We start from the raw sequence: 21,319 nt of genomic DNA, 5'->3' as shown, positions 1-21,319 counted from the left end.
GCATGCCGCTGCAGACCCTGCTCGATGCCCTGTTCCCGCATGGGCATGCCATTGCGGTGAACGATTCGGTGCTGACCGGCAGCGCCACCACCGAGGATGGCGAGGTGACCGTGATCGGTACCGCCGACAAACTCGAAGTCGGCGTGGACCACGCATTGGCACTGGCCAAAGCCGTGCTTGCCAGCACCGCCGCGCTTCCACAGCGACCGATCGTGATGCTGGTGGACACCGCTGGCCAGCGCCTGGCGCGGCGCGACGAACTGCTTGGCATCAACGGCTACTTCGCTCACTTGGCGCAGACGCTGGATCTGGCACGCCGACGCGGTGCGCGGCTGGTGACCCTGGTCTATGGCGAGTCGGTCAGCGGCGGCTTTCTGTCGTTCGGCCTGATGGCCGACCACATCCACGCCCTGCCCGATGCACAGGTGCGGGTGATGGACCTGCGCGCGATGGCGCGGGTGACCAAGCAACCGCTGGAGAAACTGCAGGCACTCAGCCAGACCTCGCCGGTGTTCGCGCCGGGCGTGGAGAACTACGTGGCGATGGGTGCGGTGGAATCGCTGTGGGAGGGGGATCTTGCCCAGCACTTGCTGCAGGCGCTGCGCACGCCCGCCGAAGGCGACCTGCGTGCCGCACGCGGCGCACAGCGCGGCGGTCGTACCCTGGCGGCAGGGGTTTCGACTGCGGTGGCCCACGGCGATGCCTGAGCGGCCCGCCCGCCACACGCTGGCCTGGCTGTCGGCCGATGCCGACTGGCGGGCTGACGTGACTGCACAGAAACCACGCCTGGCAGCGTGGTTCGCGCAGGGCCTGCCGGCCATGGTGGCGCGCTGTGCGGCGGACGACCCCGACCCTCGGCTGCGCCTGGGGGTACCGCTACCGCCAAGCGAAGGCAAGCAACGGCTGGCGCTGCGCGTGGCCCTGCAGGACGTCCAGCAGCTGCAGCCTCCCCCACCCTTGGATCACGTTCTCGCCGGCGGCGTTCCGGCGGATTGGCAGGCGGCGTTGCAGGCAATGCTGCGGCTTGCACCGGCCCGCGTGTTCGGCGCCTTCGCATGGCAGCACCTCACCGGACTGCCCTATGTGCACCCGCGCTCGGACATCGACCTGCTGTGGCAGGTGGATGACGCGCGCCAGGCCGACCTGCTGGTCGAACGCCTGCAGCACTGGGAAAGCGCCTATGGGCATCGCGTGGATGGCGAACTGTGCCTGGTGGATGGTGGCGCGGTGAACTGGCGCGAATACGCCGGTCGCAGCCGCGAAGTACTGGTCAAACGCATTGATGGTGCCGCTCTGGAACTGCGCGAGGCCTTGTTCAACGCCACTGGAGTTGTCGCATGAACGCCGTCGTGAAGCGCGTCGCCCGGTCCACCCCGGCGGTGGACAGCGCGCGCCTGGGGCGCCTTGCCATCGCCAGCCTGCACGCCGAACTGGCCCTTGCCCCCAAACCGGGACTGGTTACACCGTTCGATCGCGGCAGCCACCACGACATGGATGCCGGCACCTTCCTGCGCAGCCTGTTCGCGTTGCGCCACTATTTCATCGCCGTGGCCGACGCCGGTGCCGGCGCGGCGCCGTTCCAGACGCTGCGCCGGCATGGCATCGCCGCCGAGATATCGATGCTGCACGCCACTGCGGGCATCAACACCCATCGCGGTGCGATCTTCAGCCTTGGCCTGCTGGTGGCCGCGTCCGCTGCCTGCTGGGGCCGCGCGGGCCGTGTCGCCGCAGCCGAGCAGGTCTGCCAGGAAGTGCGCCGTTGGGCGCCCGAGCTCGCCGACGCGCCTCTGGATGCGAACAGCCCTGGCCAGCGCGCGCGTGCACGGCACGGCGTGCAAGGTGTGCGCGAACAAGCGGCCGCCGGCTACCCGCTGCTGCGCGAAGTGGCACTGCCTGCCCTGCGCCACGCACTGGCCAGCGGCCTGCCGCGCGAGGCCGCGATGTGCCAGACCCTGATGCAGCTGATCGCGTGCGTGGATGACCTCAACCTGCTGCACCGCGGCGGCGCCGACGGCCTGCGCTGGGCCCAGCGGCAGGCACGCACCTTCCTGGACGCCGGTGGCACCTTCGCGCCGGACTGGCAGGTACATCTGCGTCGCATCGGTGACGGCTTCGTCATGCGCCGGCTGAGCCCGGGCGGCAGCGCAGACCTGTTGGCCTGCAGCGTGTTCCTGCTGCAGCAGGAGCAGGCATGAGCCTGGCCCTGCTCTGCCCCGGCCAAGGCGCGCAGCACGCGGCGATGTTCGATCGCGTGCGCGATCTGGCTGCCGCGCGGCCGGTGCTCGATGCCACGAGCGAACTGCTCGGCCGCGATGTATTCGCCGCTGCGGCGGCCGACGACCACTTCGACAATGTGCGGGCGCAACCACTGCTGTGCGCAGCAAGCCTGGCGCATTGGCAGGGCCTGCGCGAGGTATTGCCAACGCCGACGGTGATCGCGGGTTACAGCATCGGCGAGCTGGCCGCACATGCCATCGCCGGCGGCGTCGATGCGGCCACCTGCCTTGCCCTGGCTGCGCAGCGCGCGCTGTTGATGGACAGTGCCAGCCCCGCCGATGCAGGCCTGCAGGCAGTGCTTGGCCTGGAACGCCATGTACTGCAGCCGCTGTGCGATCTGCACGGAGCGCACGTGGCCATCGCCAACGGGCAGGACCATTTCATCGTGGGCGGCACGCACGCCTCATTGCAGCGGCTGGCCGATGCCGCGCGGCCGCAGGGTGCGGACATCCGTCCACTGCCGGTGCACGTGCCTGCACACACACCGTTGCTGACAGCGGCGGTCGCACCGTTCGCTGCCGCACTCGACGCCTCGCCACTGCAGGCCCCACGCCTGCCGCTGCTGGCCGGCATCGATGCGCGACCGGTGCGGGATCGCGCAACGGCAGTCCACACGCTGTCGGCGCAGCTCGCGCAGACCATCGAATGGGCGCAGGTGATGCGCCAGGCCTTCGAGCGTGGCGCGCGGGTGTTCCTGCAGCTGGGCCCGGGCAACGCATTGGCGCGCATGATCGCGCCGGCCTATCCGTGTTGCGAAGTGCGCGCGGTGGAAGAGTTCCAGAGCCTTGAAGGCGCCGCGGCGTGGGTCCGCAGCGCGCTGGAGCGGCTGCAGTAACGGGTTCGAGCAGTACGTATCACGCAACACGCAGTACGTCGCCTTACCCCGGGATGGCGGGTCTCCATCCGCGCTGTACGTGAGTCACGTGTCTGGGAGGGCGCATGAGTCCACAAATCGCAACGATCATCGGTCTGGTGATCATGTTCATCGTCGCCACCGCGATGCCGATCAACATGGGTGCCGTCGCCTTCGCGCTGGCCTTCATCATCGGCGGGCTGTGGGTCGACATGGGCGGCAAGGAGGTCCTGGCCGGCTTTCCCGGCGATCTGTTCCTGACCCTGGTCGGCATCACCTATCTGTTCGCCATCGCGCAGAAGAACGGCACCATCGACCTGCTGGTGCACTGGGCAGTGAAAGCCGTTCGCGGCCATATCGTGGCCATTCCGTGGGTGATGTTCGTGATCACCGCGGTCCTCACTGCGTTCGGTGCACTGGGCCCAGCGGCGGTCGCGATCATCGGCCCGGTCGCGCTGCGCTTTGCCAAGCAGTACAACATCAATCCACTGATGATGGGCCTGCTGGTCATCCATGGTGCGCAGGCGGGCGGCTTCTCGCCGATCAGCGTGTACGGCAGCATCACCAATGGCGTGGTGCAGAAAGCCGGGCTGGAAGTGACCGAGATGGCGGTGTTCCTGACCAGTCTGGGCTTCAACTTCATGATGGCGACGATCTGCTTCTTCGCCTTTGGTGGCATCGCCCTGCTGCGCCGTGGCTCGATCACCGCAGCAGGAACACTCGGCAATGCCGAGCTGGCGATGGCCGGTGGCCCGCAGGCGTCGTCGCGCCAGTTCGCGATCGAAGGTCATGGCGCGCTGGTCGCGGCAGGCGGCGGCACGCTCAGCAATGATCCGGTGGCACTGGATGCGGTGAACCTGACCCGCGAGCGGTTGTTCACCCTGATCGGCCTGCTCGGCCTGGGCGTGGCCGCGCTGATCTACAACCTCAACGTCGGCCTGGTCTCGATCACCGTGGCGGTGGCGCTGGCGCTGTTGTCCCCGCAGAGCCAGAAGGGTGCGGTCGATGGCATCAGCTGGTCCACCGTGCTGCTGATCTGCGGCGTGGTGACCTACATCGGCGTGCTGGAACATGCCGGCGCGGTGGACTTCATCGGCAACGGTGTGTCCGACATCGGCATCCCGCTGCTCGGTGCGCTGCTGGTCTGCTACGTCGGCGGCATCGTCTCCGCATTCGCTTCGTCGGCAGCGGTACTCGGCGCGACGATCCCATTGGCGGTGCCGTTCCTGATGCAGGGCCACCTCAGCGCCGCCGGCGTGATCTGCGCGCTGGCGGTGTCATCCACCATCGTCGATGTCAGCCCGTTCTCGACCAATGGCGCACTGGTGGTGGCCTCGGCAGCGAAGGAAGAGCGCGAGACCCTGTTCCGCCGCTTCCTGGTCTACAGCGGCCTGGTGGTGGCACTGGGGCCGTTGCTGGCCTGGCTGGTGTTCGTGGTGCCAGGCTGGATGTAACGACCCAACGGTAGTGCCGGCCGCTGGCCGGCACTCTCATGAAGCCATCCAGCAATCATGGGTTGCCGGCCAGCGGCCGGCACTACCTGGCGGTACACTTCCACCATGGCCATTGCCCCTGCCCCGCGGTCACCGAAGAAGCGCGCACCCCTGTACGAAGAGGTGGCCGAACACGTGCGCGAGCGCATCTACGATTACCGGCTGCCGCCGGGAGAATGGATCGACGAGCCCGCGCTGTGCGAAGAACTGGGCATCAGCCGCACGCCCCTGCGCGAGGCGCTGAAGCTGCTGGCCGCCGAAGGCCTGGTGCAGATCGATGCCGGTCGTGGCAGCCGGGTCACCCGGTTGACGCTGGAAGACCTCAACCAGCTGTTCCCGGTGATGGCGATGCTGGAAGGCCGTTGCGCGCATGAGGCGGTGAAGCACATCGACGACGCCGGCGTGCAGCAGTTGGAAGACCTGCATGCAGCGATGGAAGCAGCGGCGGCCGAGGGCAACATCGCCGAGTACTACCGCAACAACTACCTGATCCACGAAACCGTGCAGCACTACGCGGGCAACCCGTGGCTGATCCGCATCACCCACGACCTGCACCGCATCCTGAAGATGCATCGTGGCCGCCAGCTGCTGACCCCGGGTCGCACCGCGCAGTCGCTGGCCGAACACCGCGAGCTGATGGAATGCTTCCGCCGCCGCGACGCGCAGGCTGCCGAACGCACCATGGAACGCCATCTGCTGAGCCAGGGCCAGGCACTGGCCGCCTATGTGGCGGCAGGGGGCCTGTTGAACGTTCCCGCGCCGTTGCCGACCGAAGGCGGCGGCTGAGCTGTTGAGGTTGCCGGCCAGCGGCCGGCACTACCGGCCGCAGCCAACCGCTGTTCTGTAGAGTCGAGCCATGCTCGACTGCCTTTCGATCAGGCACCGCGGCGTTGGAGCGAAGTGCAGTCGAGCATGGCTCGACTCTACAGAGACCTCAATCGCTGCAGCTGCCAGCACCACCGTCACTGCTGCCGCCGTCGCTTCCACAGTCGGAGCTGCTGTAGCTGTGATGACTGTGGCTGTCCCCGGAATAGCCGCCGGAGAAATCGGCGGGCCCACCGCCACTGCCATCGCTCCGCGCGGGTGAGCCATCGGCCGTGGCCACTGCCATGCACAGGATCGCACCGACCAGCGGCAGCAGCCAGACCAGCAGCAGCTGCACCGCCCGCCCCCCGGCCGACAGGCCATCGCGCCTGACGATCACCACGGTAGCCACCACGTTCAGGCCCAGCACCAGCAGGACCAGCAGAAGGGTAACGATCAGCATTCGGCGACTCCATGCCTGGACTGGGGGCATTATGGCCTGCCACCCCGGCAATGGCCCTGCCTGTCATGAAGATGGGACAATGTAGGGCGCGCCGGCCTGCTTCCGGGCCGCCGGCGCCCCCCGCACCACACGGAAGAAGAAGAACAACAACATGCTGAAAGTCATTTTCGATACCGACCCGGGCGTCGACGACGCCCTGGCGCTGCTGTACCTGCACAAGCACGCACAGATCGACCTGATCGGCGTCACCACCACCTTCGGCAACGCCTCGGTGGAGTCGACCACGCACAATGCGCTGTACCTGAAGCAGGCCTGGGGCTTTGCCGCTCCGGTCGCACGCGGTGCCGGCGGCCCGCTGCAGCCGGAAGCCACCCCGGAAGCCTGGCCGGTTCACATCCATGGCCACAACGGCCTGGGCAACCACCCGGTGCCGGCCAGCCTGGACGTGGCCGCCGATGCGCGCCCCGCCCACCAGCTGATCATCGACCTGGTCCGCGCCCATCCGGGCGAGGTGACCCTGGTCGCGGTCGGCCGCATGACCAACCTGGCCCTGGCCCTGCAGCAGGCCCCGGACATCGCCGGCCTGGTGCGCGGCGTGGTGATCATGGGTGGCGCTTTCCACGTCAACGGCAACATCACCCCGGCCGCCGAGGCCAACATCTGGGGCGATGCCGAAGCCGCCGACGTGGTGTTCACCGCCAGCTGGCCGGTTACTGCGATCGGCCTGGACGTGACCACCCGCGTGGAAATGGACCGTGACGGCCTGGACACGCTGGCTGCCATCGGCGGTGCCGACGCCGAGCTGGTGCGTGCGCTGTCGCAGGACTACGTGGACTTCTACCTGCAGGCCGGCCACAAGGGCATGGTCGTGCACGACTGCTGCGCGTGCATCGCGCTGACCCGCCCGGAGCTGTTCCAGTTCGAGCACGCCAGCGTGCGCGTGGCCACCGACGGTGTCGCCCGCGGCATGACCATTCCCAAGCCGGAAGGCCTGGCGTTCGGTCCCAGCGTGTGGGATGGCCACGTGGTGCAGTCGATTGCCATCGGCGTGGATGCGGCCGCGGTACTGGCCGACATCGAGCAGACCCTGAAGGTCTGACCTGCTAGCGCCTGGCCCTGCCCGGGACCGTCTCGGGCAGGGTCCACAGCACCGGCAGCACCAGCACCGCCACCAGCGCGATCATCGCGCCCGGCGCCGCTGCCCAGCCGCTGCGCTCCACCCACCATTGCGCCAGCCATGGCGTTGCCCCGCCGAAGAACGCCGTGGCCATGGTCACCCCCAGTGCCAGCCCGCTGACCCGCCCTTCGCCGGGGAACTGCTCGGCCGTGGCCGGGGCCGCCACCGCGCTCACGCCACCGGCCACGCAGGCCAGCAATACCGCGGCCAGCGCGATGCCCAGCGGCGTCGCCTGCGCCATCCACGCGAACAGGGACAGCGGCAGCAGCGCTGCCAGCACGGTCAGGCCCAACAGCACCGGCCTTCGTCCGACGCGGTCGGACAATGCGCCGCACAGGGGCGTGATCGCGATGACCGCCACGGCCGCAATCGTCGACAGCCACAGCGCATCGCCCTCATCGTGGCCCCGCGCATGCAGGAATGCGGGCACATAGGTGATGCCGACGTAGTAAGTAATCGAGCCCAGCGCCGAGATCGCGAACGTGCGCGCTACTGCCAGCGGGTGGTTACGCAATACGTGGCGAAGCGGCGTAGCCGGAATACTGCCCTCGCGACGCTGGCGTTCGAACTCCGGCGATTCGTGCATGCCCGAGCGCGCGACCAGGATCACCAGTGCCAGCGCGGCACCGAAGAAGAACGGAATGCGCCAGCCCCAGCTGTCCAGCTGCGCGGTGGGCAACAGCGCCACGGTCAGCGCGGAGATCGCTACCGCCAGTAGCGCGCCCACTTCACTGGCCGCCGATGCCAGCGAGGTCACCAGGCCACGTCGCCGCACCGGCGCGCTTTCCAGTAGATACGCCACCACGCCGGTGTACTCACCACCTACCGAGAACGCCATCACGCAGCGCAGCACCAACAGCAGCACGCCCGCCGTAGTGCCCGCCGTGGCCGCTGTCGGCAGCAGCGCGGTGGCCAGCATCGCCGCTGCCATCAAGGCCATCGATGCCAGCAGCATCCAGCGCCGGCCCAGGCGGTCGCCCAGGTGGCCGAAGCACAGTGCGCCCAGCGGGCGCATAAGGTAGGACACCGCAAAGCCGGCCAGGGTGACCAGCAGCGCCTGCTCGCCACCACCGAAGAACACCCGCGACAGCACCGTGGCGAAGTACAGGTACAAGGTGAAGTCGTACCACTCCACCACCGTGGACAGGCCGGCCACCCACATCGAGCGCTGCCGCTCGGCAGTCATTGCGTGTTCGCCTTCAACAGCCTCGATCCCGGTTGCGCAGGTTCGGGGCAGGATGTCATGGCCGGGGTGAAATACCGGTCATCGGCTGTCCGTCGCCTGCATGTATTGGGTTTCATGGCCGGTGAATCGCTCACCGTCAAAGCCGAAGCAGAAGCGTCCTTCCTCGAAAACGCGGTAGACCAGCAACGCACCATCAAGGCAGAACTGCTGCTGGTCCGCACCCGTTTCCAGGGTCCCGTAGCCGGCGGCGTCTCCGCCCTTCCCCGCCGGGCCGGTGAAGGCATCGATCGGCAATGGCGTGGCGCGTCCGGTGCGGGTGTCGACCAGCACCAGCGTGCGCTGGAAGTACTCGGGACGATCATCGACCTGTACCAGCAGATAGTGCTGGTTGAAATTGGGCTTCTGATGCTGGAGAGCTTCTTCAATGGCGGCCCGGTGCCGCGCATCGCAGAAGTCGACCGGGCTGTAGCGGTAGCTGCAACTGTCGTGGTCGTAGGGCAGGTTCATGCCGGAATAGCTCACGCCTGCCTGGCTGCCCGCGTCATCTCCCGGCTCCGGCGTGCTGCACAGCAGCCACGAGCGCTGCGCATCTTCAGGATCAGCCATCAGCTTCGGTTCGCGGCCCGCTTCGTAAGCCGCGCCACCCGGGAAGTCCTGCCCCAGGTGCTGGCGGGCGATTGAACGCGCCTTCTCCAACGGCAAGGCAATCCTGGCCCCACGGAACGAGACGAACGTCATCGTCGGCAGGATCACCTCTTCCACCGGCAATCCTTTCCATTGCCCACCCGTGCAGAACGTGGCGATCTCATTCTCTTCGTCCACCTTGCAGGGTTTCGGCGCATTCGCGGCCAGCCAGGGATGGGCCGGGCGATCGGTCTGAACGTCGATGTACCAGCCGTCCAGCACGCAGCTCGGCAGCGCATCGAGCAGCGGAGAGAGGTCTTCTGCCATGGCCGGGGCGGCAAGCGGTGTGCCCGCTGCGGGTGCTCCGGTCGGCGCATCCGTTGTGCGCTGGCATGCCGCCAGCGCGAGCAGACCAACCAGCAGCGCGACGTGGCGCGGACGCCGGATTGAATGATGCGCTCCCTGCATTGCGTGTTTCCTGGTTTCAGAACCCAGTGCAGATGATCGCCGATCCGGGGCCGGCTGGGACGCTGGGTGCTGCGCGACCTCCACGCATGGCGTGGAGCTACCCGGTGTGCTGGCTTACCGCCCTGTAAGCGGCGTAGGCATCGAGGATCTTCTGCATCCGGGCCTGCTGCTTCGCGCCCATCGGCACCCGCTGCACACGCTTCAGCAGCGTCTTCCACATATATCCGGAACGGAAGAAGTACGGGCGCACCTCAAGGAAGGTCAGCACGACATCCACCGTATCTGGATCGCGTTCGGCAAGTTGCTTCAGTGCATTGGCGTAGCCACCCGGGAAAGCAAGCTGTTCATAGCGCTGGTTGTATTCCGCGCAGGCTGCTGTGTGCCGCTGCATTTCTTCCGGGCCACGCCAGCGCGCGCCAGCGGCTTCGCGGATGGCTTGGCGCAGCCGATTGATCTCGTCCGCATTGGCGCGGATCAGACGTTCCATGGGTGCGCGGGGATGGGCCATGGTTCCTTCCATGTGGTTTGTCAGGGGTCACGGGGCGCGGCGCAGGGTGATCAGGGTGATCTCCGAAGGAACGCCGATGCGTGCCGGGAAACCGGCCCACAGGCCAGCACCATTGCTAACGTACAGTGTCATGCCATCCACCTCGTAACGCCCCGACACATAACCGCCATTGGCGCGCTTCACCAGCTGGTCCATGCCAATGATCTGGCCGCCATGTGTATGCCCGGACAGCTGCAGCTTCACCCCACGCGCGGCAGCCTCGCGTGCGTTGCGCGGGCGATGGTCGAGCAGGATCACCGGCGCGCCCGGATCGGCGCCAGCCAGCGCGGCCTCCAGGTCCGGCAGCGGCAGACCGTAGCGTGCGGCCACCGGGTCGGTGACGCCGGCAATGGTCAGCGCCGCGTCACCGCGTCGTACCTGCAGATGACTGTTCTCCAGCACCTGCATGTGCAGCGCGCGGAACGCCTGCATCCAGTCCTGGTACTGCGCGTAGTACTCGTGATTGCCGGTGATGGCAATGACGCCATCCGGCGCCTGCAGGTCGGCCAACGGACGCGCGTCGTCGCGACGGGCCTCGACACTGCCGTCGATCAGATCGCCAGTGATCACGATCAGGTCCGGCTTCAGTGCGTTGCTCTCCTCCACCACCCTGCGCACCCAGTCGCCGGTCAGCAGGCGGCTGGCATGGATGTCGGTCAGCTGCAGCACGCGATAGCCGTCGAACCCGGCCGGCAACCCGGCGATGCTCACCTCGATCTGCCTGGGCTTGGGCACCGCCATTCCCTGGCTGACGCCATAGGCGCTGACCAGCAGCGCCAGCACACCCGCCGCCGGGCGCAGCTTCGGCGCGCGCAACGCCGATACAGCACGTGGCCTGCGCAGGATGCGCGACACCAGCAGGCCCGCGTCCAGCACCAGCAGGAACAGCGCCAGCAGCAGTACGGCAGTCGAACCCGTGGCCAACGAGGCGATGGCCAGCTTCGGGATTTCCGGCGAGGCCATCGTGCCCCAGAACATGGCGACGATGCGCAGCTGCACGGCAACGCTCACCAGCAGCAGCGACAGCACGACCTTCATCCAGATGGGCATGCGTAGTGGCCAGAACAGGCGCCAGGCCACATACAGGCCCATCAACAAACCGATCGTACTCAGCACTGCAACCATCCGGGAAGGAAAACGGGCCCGCCATGGTGACGGTTGCCGGCAGTGTTGTGTAGAGCCGGGCCCGTACCCGGCTGCTCAGGAGGCAGTCGAGCATGGCTCGACTCTACAGAGGGCCAGTCGAGCAGGCTCGACTCTACGAAAGCCCGATGCGTTCAACCCGCAGGCGGGCGATGCGACGCTTCTCCATTGCCAGTACGGTAATGCGTACATCCGCAATCTCCACCGTGTCACCGATGTCCGGCAGGCGCCCCAGACGCTCCAGCACCAGACCGGAGATGGTCATGTAGTCGGCACTGCGCGGCAGCGACACGCCGGCCAGGCGCTGCAGGTCGTCCAGGGTCAGCGCACCGTCGGCCTCCCACTGGTTCTCGCCCTGCGCCTCCACGCCATAGCGCTCGTCCTGGGTGTCGACCAGGTCACCGGCAATGGCCGCCAGCAGATCGTTGGCGGTCACCAGGCCTTCCACACTGCCGTACTCGTCCACCGCTACCGCCAACGGCACCGGGTGCTGGCGGATCAGTTCCAGCGCCTGCAGTGCGCTGGCGCTGGACAGCACGTACTGCGGCTCGCGCAGGTTGCCCTCCAGCTGCAGCGGCCTGCCCTGCAGCAGGTCGGCCAGAAGGTCGCGGCTCTGCACCACGCCGCGCAGGCTGTCCAGGTCGCCATCACCCACCAGCAGGCGGGTGTGCGGCGATGCCACCAGGCGTGCCACCACATCCTCCTGCCCACGTGCCAGGTCGATCCACTGCACGTCGGCACGCACGGTCATCACGCTCGACACCGGGCGATCAGCCAGGCCCAGCACGCTGCGGATCATCTCGTGCTCGGCCGGCTGCAGGCGCTCTTCAGCATCCACCTGCTCGCTGGCCTCTTCGTCGTGATGGCCGTTGGCCGGCCGCGCGCCGAGCATCCTCAGTACGGCGTCGGCAGTACGTTGACGGAACGGCTGGCGGCGCTCGTTGCGCTCGCGATTGAAGCGCACCCACTGGTTGAAGGCTTCAACCAGGATCGAGAAGGCGATCGCCGCGTACAGATAACCCTTCGGGATCTTGTAGCCCAGGCCTTCGGCCACCAGGCTGAAACCGATCATCAACAGGAAGCCCAGGCACAGCACGACCACCGTAGGATGCTTGTTGACGAAACGGGTCAGTGGCTTGCTGGCCACCAGCATCAGCACCATCGCGATGGTCACCGCGGCATACATCACGCCCAGGTTGTCGACCATACCAACTGCGGTGATCACCGAGTCCAGCGAGAACACCGCATCGAGCACCACGATCTGAGCCACCACCATCGCGAAGCTGGCGTAGACCTTCTTGCCATCCTCGTGATGCTCGCGGCCCTCCAACCGCTCGTGCAGTTCCATCGTGCCCTTGAACAGCAGGAACAGACCACCGCCCAGCAGGATCAGGTCACGCCCGGAGAAGCTGTGGTCGAACAGCGTGAGCAGCGGTTCGGTCAACTTCATGATCCATGCCAGCGCGGCCAGCAGCACCAGCCGCATCAGCAGGGCCAGCGCCAGGCCGATCACCCGCGCGCGGTCACGCTGGTGCGGCGGCAGTTTGTCGGCCAGGATCGCGATGAACACCAGGTTGTCGATGCCGAGAACGATCTCCAGCACGACCAGGGTTGCAAGGCCCATCCATATCGAGGGGTCAGCCAACCATTCCATTTCAGGTCCGTTTCGTCAGTAGGTAAGGGAAAAGGGGAAACACTCAGTCAGCCTCCTGCGCCTGCGCCGGGTCATGCCCGAGCAGGTCACCGGGCGTGCACTGCAGCTCACGGCAGATCGCATCAAGTGTGGAAAAGCGGATGGCGCGCGCCTTGCCGGTCTTCAGGATCGAGAGATTGGCCAGGGTGATGTCGATGCGCCCGGCCAGCTCGGACAGGGTCATGCCCCGTTCCTGCAGCATGCGGTCCAGGGTGATGACGATCGCCATCAGATGACACCATCAAGATCGTCGCGCATCGCTGCACCCACCGCGAACACGCGGGCCAGTACGAACAGCATCAGCACCGCGACCAGGCCGGTGATCGACATGCCGCCGCCCACCTCCATCCAGGTGAAGTCCGGGCCCATCCAGGCCGCGTAGGCGCCGATCAGGATCGACAGCAGCTCCATTGCCAGCATCAGCCACGCCATGCGTTGCAGCCGCTGTGCATTGGCGTGGGTGAACGGCCGCTCGCGCGCCGCCGACTTCAACAGCCGCAGCAGGTGGCGCAGGAACATCAGGCACAGCACCAGCAGCGCGACGATCGCGCCCAGGCCCAGGCAGAAATGCAGGAACAGGTCGCTGCCATGCACGGCAGCGGCATCAGCGTCGTGGATGCTGTCGAGCAGCCAGCTGCGGTCGTGGGCGACCAGCGGCACGGCCAGCAGTGCGGCCAGGATGCCCAGCCAGCACATCGCCCGCACCGCCTGTACGGCGGCCTGGGCCAGGGTGAACAAGCCTCGCGCGGGTCTGGCGCGGGCGGGACGAGCGGTCAAGCGGCCTCCGGCATTGGGGTGGCCTCGCCGCCCCGGGTGGATTTATCGATAAACGATATACCACTTGCCGCGTGAAAGGCTGAATCGCGAGCGTGGGCCCTTCAGGGCCCAGGCGCGCCCTGCACCAGCATCGCTTCGCCCGGGGCCGCCGAGGCCATCGCCTGCACGCCGGCTTCGGCCGCCTGCCGTGTGACCAGGCGGAATCGCACCTGCAGCTTGCCCTGCCCCGGCGTGGCCCAGCCGTACTGGATGGCCACCTGATCGGCCGACAGCGGCCCACGCCCTGGCAGCGACCGCACCTGCAACGACTTCGGTGCGGCCTGCACCAACCGGGCGAATCCCTTCTGCACGACCGCCGCGTCGGCCTTTTCGGCGTAGACCGTACACGTGCCATCGTCAGCCCAGCTCACCGCATAGCGGCCACTGGCCAGAGGCACCATCCAGGCCACGCCCGATTGCCCCTGCAACAGCGTCGCGGCTTCGGCGGGCTGCAACGGCGACAGCCCATTGGATTCCATCAGCGACTGCAACCGCGCCGGGGCACCGATGTGCTGCATGCAGGCAGTATCGAACAGCTCGCTGAAGGGATCCTGCGCTGGGGCCTTGGCCTTTGCAGTACGCGCGGGTTGCGCCACCGCCAGGGTGGGCAGCAGGGCCAAAGCCAGCCAGAACACAGGACGCATCGGGATTCCACGCTACGGAAAACAGCAGGGAGGATGGCAAAGCCCGGGCGCCACGCGCAATGGGTCATGGCTTGACATGCGTAGATGACGCCCCCGGGTGCACCGATGATGCCGGCCAGCGGCCGGCACTACCGGGTGCTGTAGCGGTAGACCAGATCATCCGCATCGCTGCGCGCGGCCTGCACATCGAGCACGCCGCCCAGCCGCTGCGCAACGGCCTGTGATGCCATATTGTCCGGCGCCATGTAGCTGACCAGGGTCGGCAGCTGCGCCACCACGAAGGCCCAGTCGCGCAGCGCGCCGGCCGCCTCGGTGGCGAACCCCTGCCCTTCATGGCCGTCGTACAGCAACCAGCCCAGCTCCTTTTCAGGAAACAGCGGGCCATGATTGATCCCGACCTGGCCGATGCAGGCTCCCGTATCGGCACGCTCGATCATCAACGCGCCATGGCCGAACAGATGCCAGCTGGCGAGGTCATGGCAGAACTGCCCCCACGCCGCCACCTCACCGAACGGCCCGCCCATGCCCCGCGCACGCGGCGAGGCCAGGAACGCGGCATAGACGCCGAAGTCATCCAGCTGCTGTGGACGCAGCCGCAGGCGCACGGTGTGCAGGGTTGGAATCTCAAGCACGACGGCGCACAGGATCAGTACACGGCCAGGTGGCCACAACCGCGGCGCTGCGGCTGCCCTTCCATCGTCACCTGCACGCTGGCCAGGGTGTCCACACCTTCGGCAGTGCGACACGACTCACGCTTGATCTCGACGATGGCGGGCTGCTGGCCAAGCTCGCCGTTGAGCACGATCAGCGAGCTCGGTGCATCGGCCGGCTGCCCCGGATAGCGCAGCGTGCCCTTGTGGGTACGGCCGTCAGCGCTGAGGCTGGCATCGTGGTTGCCCTGGCCGGTGGAGGCGATCTCAATGCTCCAACCCGCACCGCCGCCGGTGAAAGCCGGCACCGGGCTCAGGTCGGCGGCAACCGAGGGGTGGCGTGGCGCATCCGCAGCGGTCTGCGACGAAGTGGAGGTACAGCCGGCCAGCATCCCGGCCAGCAGCGCTGCAGCAACGACGGGGCGAACGGTCATGATGCGCTCCTGCCAAATGGTCGAAGGTCCAGTCTAGGCAGCCATGCGTGCGCCAGCGATGAACATGATGTTTCAGCGTGGAATGCGCCCACCACCGGCGACCCGCACGCGGTCGCGGCCCTGCGCCTTGGCCTGGTACATGGCCGCATCGGCGGCACGCAGCAGGGTCCGCCAGCCCAAGGCGTCGGTAGCACCGCGGGCCACGCCGAAGCTGGCGGTCACCCGCAGCACGGTACCGCCGGCCACCACGATGTCCAGCTGCTGCAGCGCAAGCCGCAGCGATTCGGCCAGCTGTCGGCCAGCGGCCAGGTCACCGTCGGCCAGCAGCACCAGGAACTCCTCGCCACCATAGCGGGAAATGCTGTCGCTGCGGCGAAGATGGCGCTGCAGCAGTTGCGCCACCTGTACCAACACTTCATCACCCGCATCGTGGCCATGACCATCATTGATCGATTTGAAGCGATCAACGTCCAGCAGGATCACCACTGCGCTCATCCGCCCCTCGTCGTGGCGCTGCTGCACCAGTTCCTCCAGCGCGCGACGGTTCAGCAGTCCGGTCAATTCATCGGTGCCGGCCAGCTGGCGCAGCTCGCTGGTCAGCGCCGAGCGTTCGCGCGACTTCTCGCGCAGCACTTCAATCGCATCGAACAGGCGCTGCATCTCGGCCAGCGGATGGGTGACATGCTGCTCGGGCCCCGGCGCGTCGGAGGCAATCTGGATCACCTGCCGTTGTGCCTGCAGCAGAGGCCGCAGGATCTGCAGATGCGCGATACGCAGCGCCACACCCAGTACCACCAGGGTTCCCAGCGCGGTGGCCAGAAGTACCGCCAGCCGCGTGGCCTCCCGGTTGCGGGTGTGCTCGAACCTGGCGATGGACACACTCAGGTAACCGTCACGCAGCGCCTCAAGCGACTGCAGGGTCGGCACGTAGCGCGTGGTGAACTCGGCAGCGGTCCACGGCGGCGGCAGGCCACGCCGTCCGTCGTCGATCAGCTGTTCGATCATCGGCAGTGACTCGCCGAAGAACTGCCGGCGCGCCATATCCCAATGCCAGGACAGCGTCGGATCACTGCGGAACACCGATTCGTGGCTGCCGGCCAGCCGCCACAGTTCCAGCAGGCGGCCCTCGGTCTGCAGCGCCGCGCGCACCTGTTCGTTGCGCCAGGCACCGGGTACCGCCACCGGCGCCATCACGTTGGAGGCCAGACGCCCGCCGTGCTCGCGCAGGTCGATCAGCACCTGCCCCTGCATGGCTGGAATCGCCGCTTCGCGGTCGGCCCGGACCAGTACGTTGATCTGTGCCGAGGTCAGCAGGTGCAGGCGGTCGACCACGGCAAACATGCCGCTGATCGCGCGCTCCACGTCTTCGACGCGTCGTGCGTCGCGCGGCTGCGCTGCCACCCGGTCCACGCCCGCGCGCGCCGACTGCAGGCGACGTTGCGCGTCTGCCAGCATCCCATGCTCATCCACCACGCCCGGATCAGCCGTGAACACGGCATCCAGCTGCTGCAGCGCGGTGTCCACACGCCTGCGTACCACCGCCAGCTGCAGCGTAAGCCGCGCATGCTCGCTGGCATCGGCCGGGTCGGCACCGAGCAGGCTGTTGGCCGGGCCGCGTTCGGCCGAGACCAGGTTGGCCAGTTCGAAGGTCTGGCGCAGCTGGCGCAGGCTGACCAGGTTGTCCTCGGCAGCGCTGTAGCGCAGCGCGCCCTGGAACAGCGCGATGGCCATCAACGGCAGCGTACAGACCACGAACGACCCTGCCAGGATCCAGACCCAGGTCCGCAGTCCGATGGGCGATGCCTTGCCGGCCATGCAAATTTCCCCTGAAGTGCGGATCACTGTAGCCGCCGGTCCCGGCAGCGCCAAGCCAGTGCCGCGCGAACCGTGACCATAGGCATACCGCAGCCACCGCGAACGCGCCGGCAAGGTCTCACCCCGCGCCGGGCTGGGGCGAATGCGTCACACCCTGCCGTACTAGATCCAGCGCTGGTCGACCAGTTCGCGCTTCACGTAGGCGTAGAACACCGGCGCCGCCACCAGGCCGGGCAGGCCGAACGCCGCTTCCATCACCAGCATCGCCAACAGCAGCTCCCAGGCGCGGGCCTGGATTTCGCCGCCAACGATGCGCGCATTGAGGAAGTACTCCAGCTTGTGGATCACGATCAGGTACAGCAGCGCCGCCACGGCCACGTAGAACGAGACCGACAGCGCGACGATGGTGATGATGGTGTTGGAAATGATGTTGCCCACCACCGGCAGCAGGCCGGCGATGAAGGTGATCAGTACCAGGGTCTTGGACAGTGGCAGGTGCACGCCGAACAACGGCAGCACGCCCAGCAGGAAGATGGCGGTGAACACGGTGTTGAGCAGCGAGATCTTCACCTGCGCGAACACCACCTGGCGGAACGCGGTGGCCAGGCGGCTGGTGCGGCCGATCAGCTCCTGCGCCAGCGGGCCCATCTTCGGCAGCGGCAGTTCGTCATACAGCGCGATCATCGCGCCCAGCACCATACCGATCAGTACGCGTACGCCCACCTGCACCACCGAGGTACCGGCCACGCCCAGCTGGCGCTGATGCTCGGCGGCCCAGTCGTTCAGTGCCGTGCGCAGCGCCGGCATGTCCTCGGGGATGTACGGCTGCAGCAGCGCCGGCACCTGGTGCCGCGACGAATTGAGGATCTCCATCAGCCGCGCCAGCAATGCGTCCGGTCCACCGGTCTCGTTGCGGAAAAATGACGCCACGCCGATCCCGGCCAGTACAAGCGCACTGATGATCACCGCTGACAGCACGATCACCGCGATCGCCCGCGCCCGGCCTGGCGGCAGCTTGCCCTCCACGGTGGAGGCCAGCAGGTGGGTCAGCTGGAACACCAGCAGGCCCGACAGCAGGGTCACCACCAGGCCCAGCTTCAGCGCCAGCCACATGCCCAGCAGCATCATCAGCCAGGCCGCGATCCTCGGGACGGGGGGCTTGGGCTGGGCAACGAGGGCGTCTTGCATGGGCGGCACGTCCGGGCAGGGTGGCCCATGGTAGAGGATTGGCGGCGATGATTCCGGGTGCAGGATGAACAGGCAACACACGCGGATTCCGCCGCCCCTTCTCCGTCCATCGGCACGTCCGCAATCACGCCCGGATCACACCCGGTCCAGTGCCAGATACCGCGCCGTGCGCACGATCGTCTCACGCTCGCCGAAGCTGGCCAGCTCGCCGGCAACACGCCCGCTGTCGCCAGTCGCTGCGATCTCCTGCAGGGTGCGCTGCATGGCCCGGATCGCAGCGCGCTGCAGGTCCGAGGGAATGATCACCAGCCGGTAATCGAGTTCGGCCAGCCGCGCCACCGGCACCAGCGGCGTCTTGCCGCTGTGGAACATGTTGATCAGCTTCGGCCCGGGAACCTGCTGCGAAATCACCTCGATCTGCTCCAGCGCTTCCGGTGCCTCGACGAAGATCATGTCCGCGCCCGCGTCCACATAGGCCTGCGCCCGTTCGATCGCCGCATCCAGGCCTTCGCAGGCGATGGCATCGGTACGCGCGATGATCATCAACTCCGGGTCGATCCGCGACTGGCAGGCGACACGGATCTTCGTGCACATCTCGCCCGCGTCGACCAGCGTCTTGTCATCCAGGTGTCCGCAGCGCTTGGGGAAGGCCTGGTCCTCGATATGCAGTGCGGCAACCCCTGCCCTTTCGAACGCGCGCACCGTGCGTTCAACATTCGCGGTGCCGCCGAAGCCGGTGTCAGCGTCGGCGATCACCGGCAGATCGCAGGCATCGACGATCCGTTCAACCTGCGCAAGCACTTCGCTGAGGCCGAGCAGGCCGATGTCCGGCACGCCGGCCGAACGCGCGATGGCGCCGCCGCTGGCATAGACCGCATCGAAGCCGGCCAGCTCCACCAGGCGTGCCGACAATCCATCGAATGCACCTGGCGCAATCACGCTGCCCTGGCGGAGCAGATCGCGCAACTGACGTGTCTTTTTCATGGGGTCTCCCTTGTCGTTGGACATCTGCCGTGGGATACCGATGATGTTGCCGCCAGCGGCGACCGTCCAATACCGTGTTCGTACAGCACCAGAACGTTTGAGGTTCCAATGGAACTGCGGCACCTGCGCTACTTCGTCATGACTGCCCAGCTGCAGAGCTTCACCAAGGCCGCCGAGGCCCTGCATATCGCCCAGCCGCCGCTCGGGCAGCAGATCCGCGCCCTGGAGGAAGAGATCGGCACACCGCTGTTCCACCGGCAGGGACGCGGCATCGTGCTCAGCGATGCTGGCCAGGTATTCTGGAAAGCCGCGGAGGACATCCTCGCGCGCGTCGACCAGGCCAAGGAGGAGGCGTTGCGCGCCGCACGCGGCGAGGTCGGTACGTTGACATTGGGGCTGACCGAATCGGCGACCTACAACGAGGCGGTCACCGCGCTGATGCGCAGCTTCCAGCGGGCACATCCGGCGGTGCAGGTGCAGCTGGTCGAAGATGGCAGTGAATCGTTGGTCCGGCGCCTCGATGATGGCGAACTCGATGCAGTGATCGTGCGCCCGCCGTTTTCCGATAGCGGTGAACGGATGACACAGCAACTCAGTGCCGAGCCACTGGTGGCAGTACTGCCGGCCGATCACCCGTTGGCGAGCCGGACAAGCATCGCGCTGGCCGAGCTGCGCGACGAGCGCTTCATCCTGTTCTCGCGGAAATCGGGCCAGGGCCTGAGTGCAGACGTCGTCGCTGCCTGCCGCAGCCAGGGCTTTGCGCCTACCATCCAGCAGGAAGCGCCGCAGGTGGCTTCGGCGATCAACCTTGCCGCTGCCGGCCTGGGCATCGCCATCGTGCCGGCCTCGATGCAGAGCATGCACCGCAGCGGCCTGGCTTTTGTTGCGCTGGAACTGGGCATGCCGACCACTACGCTGCAGTTGGCGGTGCGCTGCAAGCCTCCGGCAACGGCCGCCCAGCTGCTGGCCTGCGCCAGAGACCTGGCAACACCTCATTCGCCATAGCTGGCGTTGTTCTTGCCCTGGCGCTTGGCGTGGTACAGCGCGCGGTCGGCCAGTGCCAGCCAGTCCTCGACGCTGCCACCGCGCGGCGTCGCCGCGATTCCGATGCTGACGCTGAACTCGATGCCCGGGGTTGCCTGCCGTGCTGCCTCCAGAAGTTGCAGCCGAACCCGCTCTGCCACATGCATCGCATCGACGGGCGCACAGTCCTGCAGCAGCACGACGAACTCGTCGCCTCCCAGCCGCGCAGGGGTATCGCCGGGCCGGGCGAAGGCGCGCAAGGTGGAGGCGATATGGCGCAGCACTTCGTCCCCGGCGCGATGACCGTGCGAGTCATTGATGCGCTTGAAGTCATCCACATCAAGCATCAGCAGGCAGGCAAAACCACCCTGCCCCTGCGCCTTGTCCAGTGCCTGCTGCGCACGGACGATCAGGAAGCCGCGGTTGGCCAGCTCCACCAGCGGGTCCATGCGGCTCAGCCGCTTCAACTGGCGGTTCTGCGATTTCACTCGCCGCGCCAGCTGCCAGCTGAGGATGCTGAGGCCGATGCCGTAGACGAACAGGAACGGCACGCTGAGCACGATCGTGCGCTGCGATGACACCGGCTGGTAAGGAAACCCGAGCCCCCACCAGGTGAGCGCGAATCCCGCTACCAGTGCCAGTGTGGCCCGTACCGCCAGCTTCACCCCACCGGCGGCGATCTTGTCGGCGACCAGCAGCGCGGCGAACAACGCACTGGGTACCACGCTGAGCCCCATGAAGGCGATCCAGCCACCGCCAAAGAAGGAATCAACCACCATGCAACGGAACTGGACCACCGCAGGCTGCCGTGAGCGCTGGGTCAGCACCAGCGCGAGCGCCGGCCAGGCCAGCGCGTTGAGCAGCAGCAACACCCAGGCCCACGGGCCGTCCTGACGTTCAAGAATGATCGAGGCGATGGGAATCGCGCCCAGCCCATTGCCCACGAAGCGCATCCAGCCGATGCGACGTGCCGCGCCGATGCCTTCGACCGCGACTTCCGTCGAGTCCGTCAAGAACGGCATTGCCGACCCCCTTGC

General features: G+C 67.2%; 23 protein-coding genes. 8 read left to right on the top strand and 15 right to left on the bottom strand.

What is annotated here, in order from left to right; translation table 11 throughout:
- Positions 1-2 precede the first annotated feature (2 nt).
- From mdcE to ACSYAO_RS05555, 6 genes are all read left to right on the top strand, one after another.
- Positions 3-707 (top strand): biotin-independent malonate decarboxylase subunit gamma, encoded by a 705-nt coding sequence (gene mdcE, locus ACSYAO_RS05580; RefSeq protein ID WP_197655884.1) that lies wholly within the window; start codon positions 3-5, stop codon positions 705-707.
- Positions 700-1,341: a malonate decarboxylase holo-[acyl-carrier-protein] synthase gene (gene mdcG, locus ACSYAO_RS05575; protein ID WP_197655876.1), complete on the top strand. Its 642-nt coding sequence runs from the start codon at positions 700-702 to the stop codon at positions 1,339-1,341. The genes mdcE and mdcG overlap by 8 nt, the downstream gene beginning before the upstream one ends.
- Positions 1,338-2,195, top strand: coding sequence for a triphosphoribosyl-dephospho-CoA synthase MdcB (gene mdcB / locus ACSYAO_RS05570; protein WP_197655875.1), 858 nt, complete (start codon positions 1,338-1,340; stop codon positions 2,193-2,195). The genes mdcG and mdcB overlap by 4 nt, the downstream gene beginning before the upstream one ends.
- A complete protein-coding gene (gene mdcH, locus ACSYAO_RS05565) occupies positions 2,192-3,112 on the top strand; it encodes a malonate decarboxylase subunit epsilon (RefSeq protein WP_197655874.1) in 921 nt (306 codons plus the stop codon). Before mdcB ends, mdcH begins: the two co-directional genes overlap by 4 nt.
- A 104-nt stretch (positions 3,113-3,216) precedes the next feature.
- Positions 3,217-4,584 carry an SLC13 family permease gene (locus ACSYAO_RS05560; protein ID WP_032127621.1) on the top strand — a complete coding sequence of 456 codons (1,368 nt, stop codon included), beginning with the start codon at positions 3,217-3,219 and terminating at the stop codon, positions 4,582-4,584.
- Positions 4,585-4,689: 105 nt separating this feature from the next.
- Entirely contained in the window at positions 4,690-5,409 is a 720-nt protein-coding gene (locus ACSYAO_RS05555; protein ID WP_012510388.1) for a GntR family transcriptional regulator, read from the top strand.
- A gap of 148 nt (positions 5,410-5,557) precedes the next feature.
- Here ACSYAO_RS05555 and ACSYAO_RS05550 read toward each other — a convergent pair whose 3' ends face one another.
- A complete protein-coding gene (locus ACSYAO_RS05550) occupies positions 5,558-5,890 on the bottom strand; it encodes a hypothetical protein (RefSeq protein ID WP_197655676.1) in 333 nt (110 codons plus the stop codon).
- A gap of 151 nt (positions 5,891-6,041) precedes the next feature.
- On the opposite strand from ACSYAO_RS05550, the gene ACSYAO_RS05545 reads away from it, so the two are divergent.
- A complete protein-coding gene (locus ACSYAO_RS05545; protein WP_197655675.1) occupies positions 6,042-6,989 on the top strand; it encodes a nucleoside hydrolase in 948 nt (315 codons plus the stop codon).
- A 4-nt stretch (positions 6,990-6,993) separates the two neighbouring features.
- Here ACSYAO_RS05545 and ACSYAO_RS05540 read toward each other — a convergent pair whose 3' ends face one another.
- The 13 genes from ACSYAO_RS05540 to ACSYAO_RS05480 form a co-directional block, all read right to left on the bottom strand.
- Positions 6,994-8,253: an MFS transporter gene (locus ACSYAO_RS05540; RefSeq protein WP_262220545.1), complete on the bottom strand. Its 1,260-nt coding sequence runs from the start codon at positions 8,251-8,253 to the stop codon at positions 6,994-6,996.
- Between the two features lie 78 nt (positions 8,254-8,331).
- Complete coding sequence (locus tag ACSYAO_RS05535) at positions 8,332-9,345, bottom strand: hypothetical protein (protein WP_197655673.1); 1,014 nt, start codon at positions 9,343-9,345, stop codon at positions 8,332-8,334.
- A gap of 97 nt (positions 9,346-9,442) precedes the next feature.
- Positions 9,443-9,853, bottom strand: coding sequence for a hypothetical protein (locus ACSYAO_RS05530; RefSeq protein WP_197655672.1), 411 nt, complete (start codon positions 9,851-9,853; stop codon positions 9,443-9,445).
- Between the two features lie 27 nt (positions 9,854-9,880).
- Entirely contained in the window at positions 9,881-11,017 is a 1,137-nt protein-coding gene (locus ACSYAO_RS05525) for a metallophosphoesterase (RefSeq protein WP_164079582.1), read from the bottom strand.
- Between the two features lie 133 nt (positions 11,018-11,150).
- A complete protein-coding gene (locus ACSYAO_RS05520) occupies positions 11,151-12,689 on the bottom strand; it encodes a TerC family protein (RefSeq protein ID WP_049422754.1) in 1,539 nt (512 codons plus the stop codon).
- A 43-nt stretch (positions 12,690-12,732) separates the two neighbouring features.
- Positions 12,733-12,957, bottom strand: coding sequence for a helix-turn-helix domain-containing protein (locus ACSYAO_RS05515; RefSeq protein WP_032127628.1), 225 nt, complete (start codon positions 12,955-12,957; stop codon positions 12,733-12,735).
- Positions 12,957-13,424 carry a DUF2975 domain-containing protein gene (locus tag ACSYAO_RS05510; RefSeq protein WP_154264921.1) on the bottom strand — a complete coding sequence of 156 codons (468 nt, stop codon included), beginning with the start codon at positions 13,422-13,424 and terminating at the stop codon, positions 12,957-12,959. The genes ACSYAO_RS05515 and ACSYAO_RS05510 overlap by 1 nt, the downstream gene beginning before the upstream one ends.
- Before the next feature lie 182 nt (positions 13,425-13,606).
- Positions 13,607-14,188, bottom strand: coding sequence for an NMCC_0638 family (lipo)protein (locus tag ACSYAO_RS05505; protein ID WP_197655671.1), 582 nt, complete (start codon positions 14,186-14,188; stop codon positions 13,607-13,609).
- A 128-nt stretch (positions 14,189-14,316) separates the two neighbouring features.
- Positions 14,317-14,820: a GNAT family N-acetyltransferase gene (locus ACSYAO_RS05500; RefSeq protein ID WP_197655670.1), complete on the bottom strand. Its 504-nt coding sequence runs from the start codon at positions 14,818-14,820 to the stop codon at positions 14,317-14,319.
- A 14-nt stretch (positions 14,821-14,834) separates the two neighbouring features.
- Positions 14,835-15,272: a hypothetical protein gene (locus ACSYAO_RS05495; RefSeq protein WP_032127634.1), complete on the bottom strand. Its 438-nt coding sequence runs from the start codon at positions 15,270-15,272 to the stop codon at positions 14,835-14,837.
- Between the two features lie 72 nt (positions 15,273-15,344).
- Complete coding sequence (locus ACSYAO_RS05490; RefSeq protein WP_197655669.1) at positions 15,345-17,087, bottom strand: GGDEF domain-containing protein; 1,743 nt, start codon at positions 17,085-17,087, stop codon at positions 15,345-15,347.
- Between the two features lie 162 nt (positions 17,088-17,249).
- Positions 17,250-18,275 carry an AI-2E family transporter gene (locus ACSYAO_RS05485; RefSeq protein ID WP_012510371.1) on the bottom strand — a complete coding sequence of 342 codons (1,026 nt, stop codon included), beginning with the start codon at positions 18,273-18,275 and terminating at the stop codon, positions 17,250-17,252.
- A gap of 135 nt (positions 18,276-18,410) precedes the next feature.
- Positions 18,411-19,259 carry an isocitrate lyase/PEP mutase family protein gene (locus tag ACSYAO_RS05480; RefSeq protein ID WP_134950926.1) on the bottom strand — a complete coding sequence of 283 codons (849 nt, stop codon included), beginning with the start codon at positions 19,257-19,259 and terminating at the stop codon, positions 18,411-18,413.
- Between the two features lie 108 nt (positions 19,260-19,367).
- Between ACSYAO_RS05480 and ACSYAO_RS05475 the strand changes: the two genes are divergently transcribed.
- Entirely contained in the window at positions 19,368-20,264 is an 897-nt protein-coding gene (locus tag ACSYAO_RS05475) for a LysR family transcriptional regulator (RefSeq protein ID WP_197655668.1), read from the top strand.
- Here the strand turns inward: ACSYAO_RS05475 and ACSYAO_RS05470 are convergent.
- Entirely contained in the window at positions 20,252-21,304 is a 1,053-nt protein-coding gene (locus tag ACSYAO_RS05470; protein WP_032127639.1) for a sensor domain-containing diguanylate cyclase, read from the bottom strand. The two genes, ACSYAO_RS05475 and ACSYAO_RS05470, sit on opposite strands and share 13 nt — an antisense overlap.
- Positions 21,305-21,319 lie beyond the last annotated feature (15 nt).

Source organism: Stenotrophomonas sp. STK16_22, from assembly GCF_051984505.1.
Taxonomy (GTDB): domain Bacteria; phylum Pseudomonadota; class Gammaproteobacteria; order Xanthomonadales; family Xanthomonadaceae; genus Stenotrophomonas; species Stenotrophomonas maltophilia_A.
Note: the sequence above shows the minus strand (reverse complement) of the source record. Positions and strands in the feature narration are given on the sequence as shown.

Excerpts from the sequence above, each read along its gene's own strand:
- mdcE (WP_197655884.1), top strand. The coding sequence starts at position 3 with ATGCCGCTGCAGACCCTGCTCGATGCCCTGTTCCCGCATGGGCATGCC.
- mdcG (WP_197655876.1), top strand. The coding sequence starts at position 700 with ATGCCTGAGCGGCCCGCCCGCCACACGCTGGCCTGGCTGTCGGCCGAT.
- mdcB (WP_197655875.1), top strand. The coding sequence starts at position 1,338 with ATGAACGCCGTCGTGAAGCGCGTCGCCCGGTCCACCCCGGCGGTGGAC.
- mdcH (WP_197655874.1), top strand. The coding sequence starts at position 2,192 with ATGAGCCTGGCCCTGCTCTGCCCCGGCCAAGGCGCGCAGCACGCGGCG.
- ACSYAO_RS05560 (WP_032127621.1), top strand. The coding sequence starts at position 3,217 with ATGAGTCCACAAATCGCAACGATCATCGGTCTGGTGATCATGTTCATC.
- ACSYAO_RS05555 (WP_012510388.1), top strand. The coding sequence starts at position 4,690 with ATGGCCATTGCCCCTGCCCCGCGGTCACCGAAGAAGCGCGCACCCCTG.
- ACSYAO_RS05550 (WP_197655676.1), bottom strand. The coding sequence starts at position 5,890 with ATGCTGATCGTTACCCTTCTGCTGGTCCTGCTGGTGCTGGGCCTGAAC.
- ACSYAO_RS05545 (WP_197655675.1), top strand. The coding sequence starts at position 6,042 with ATGCTGAAAGTCATTTTCGATACCGACCCGGGCGTCGACGACGCCCTG.
- ACSYAO_RS05540 (WP_262220545.1), bottom strand. The coding sequence starts at position 8,253 with ATGACTGCCGAGCGGCAGCGCTCGATGTGGGTGGCCGGCCTGTCCACG.
- ACSYAO_RS05535 (WP_197655673.1), bottom strand. The coding sequence starts at position 9,345 with ATGCAGGGAGCGCATCATTCAATCCGGCGTCCGCGCCACGTCGCGCTG.
- ACSYAO_RS05530 (WP_197655672.1), bottom strand. The coding sequence starts at position 9,853 with ATGGCCCATCCCCGCGCACCCATGGAACGTCTGATCCGCGCCAATGCG.
- ACSYAO_RS05525 (WP_164079582.1), bottom strand. The coding sequence starts at position 11,017 with ATGGTTGCAGTGCTGAGTACGATCGGTTTGTTGATGGGCCTGTATGTG.
- ACSYAO_RS05520 (WP_049422754.1), bottom strand. The coding sequence starts at position 12,689 with ATGGAATGGTTGGCTGACCCCTCGATATGGATGGGCCTTGCAACCCTG.
- ACSYAO_RS05515 (WP_032127628.1), bottom strand. The coding sequence starts at position 12,957 with ATGGCGATCGTCATCACCCTGGACCGCATGCTGCAGGAACGGGGCATG.
- ACSYAO_RS05510 (WP_154264921.1), bottom strand. The coding sequence starts at position 13,424 with ATGTGCTGGCTGGGCATCCTGGCCGCACTGCTGGCCGTGCCGCTGGTC.
- ACSYAO_RS05505 (WP_197655671.1), bottom strand. The coding sequence starts at position 14,188 with ATGCGTCCTGTGTTCTGGCTGGCTTTGGCCCTGCTGCCCACCCTGGCG.
- ACSYAO_RS05495 (WP_032127634.1), bottom strand. The coding sequence starts at position 15,272 with ATGACCGTTCGCCCCGTCGTTGCTGCAGCGCTGCTGGCCGGGATGCTG.
- ACSYAO_RS05490 (WP_197655669.1), bottom strand. The coding sequence starts at position 17,087 with ATGGCCGGCAAGGCATCGCCCATCGGACTGCGGACCTGGGTCTGGATC.
- ACSYAO_RS05485 (WP_012510371.1), bottom strand. The coding sequence starts at position 18,275 with ATGCAAGACGCCCTCGTTGCCCAGCCCAAGCCCCCCGTCCCGAGGATC.
- ACSYAO_RS05480 (WP_134950926.1), bottom strand. The coding sequence starts at position 19,259 with ATGAAAAAGACACGTCAGTTGCGCGATCTGCTCCGCCAGGGCAGCGTG.
- ACSYAO_RS05475 (WP_197655668.1), top strand. The coding sequence starts at position 19,368 with ATGGAACTGCGGCACCTGCGCTACTTCGTCATGACTGCCCAGCTGCAG.
- ACSYAO_RS05470 (WP_032127639.1), bottom strand. The coding sequence starts at position 21,304 with ATGCCGTTCTTGACGGACTCGACGGAAGTCGCGGTCGAAGGCATCGGC.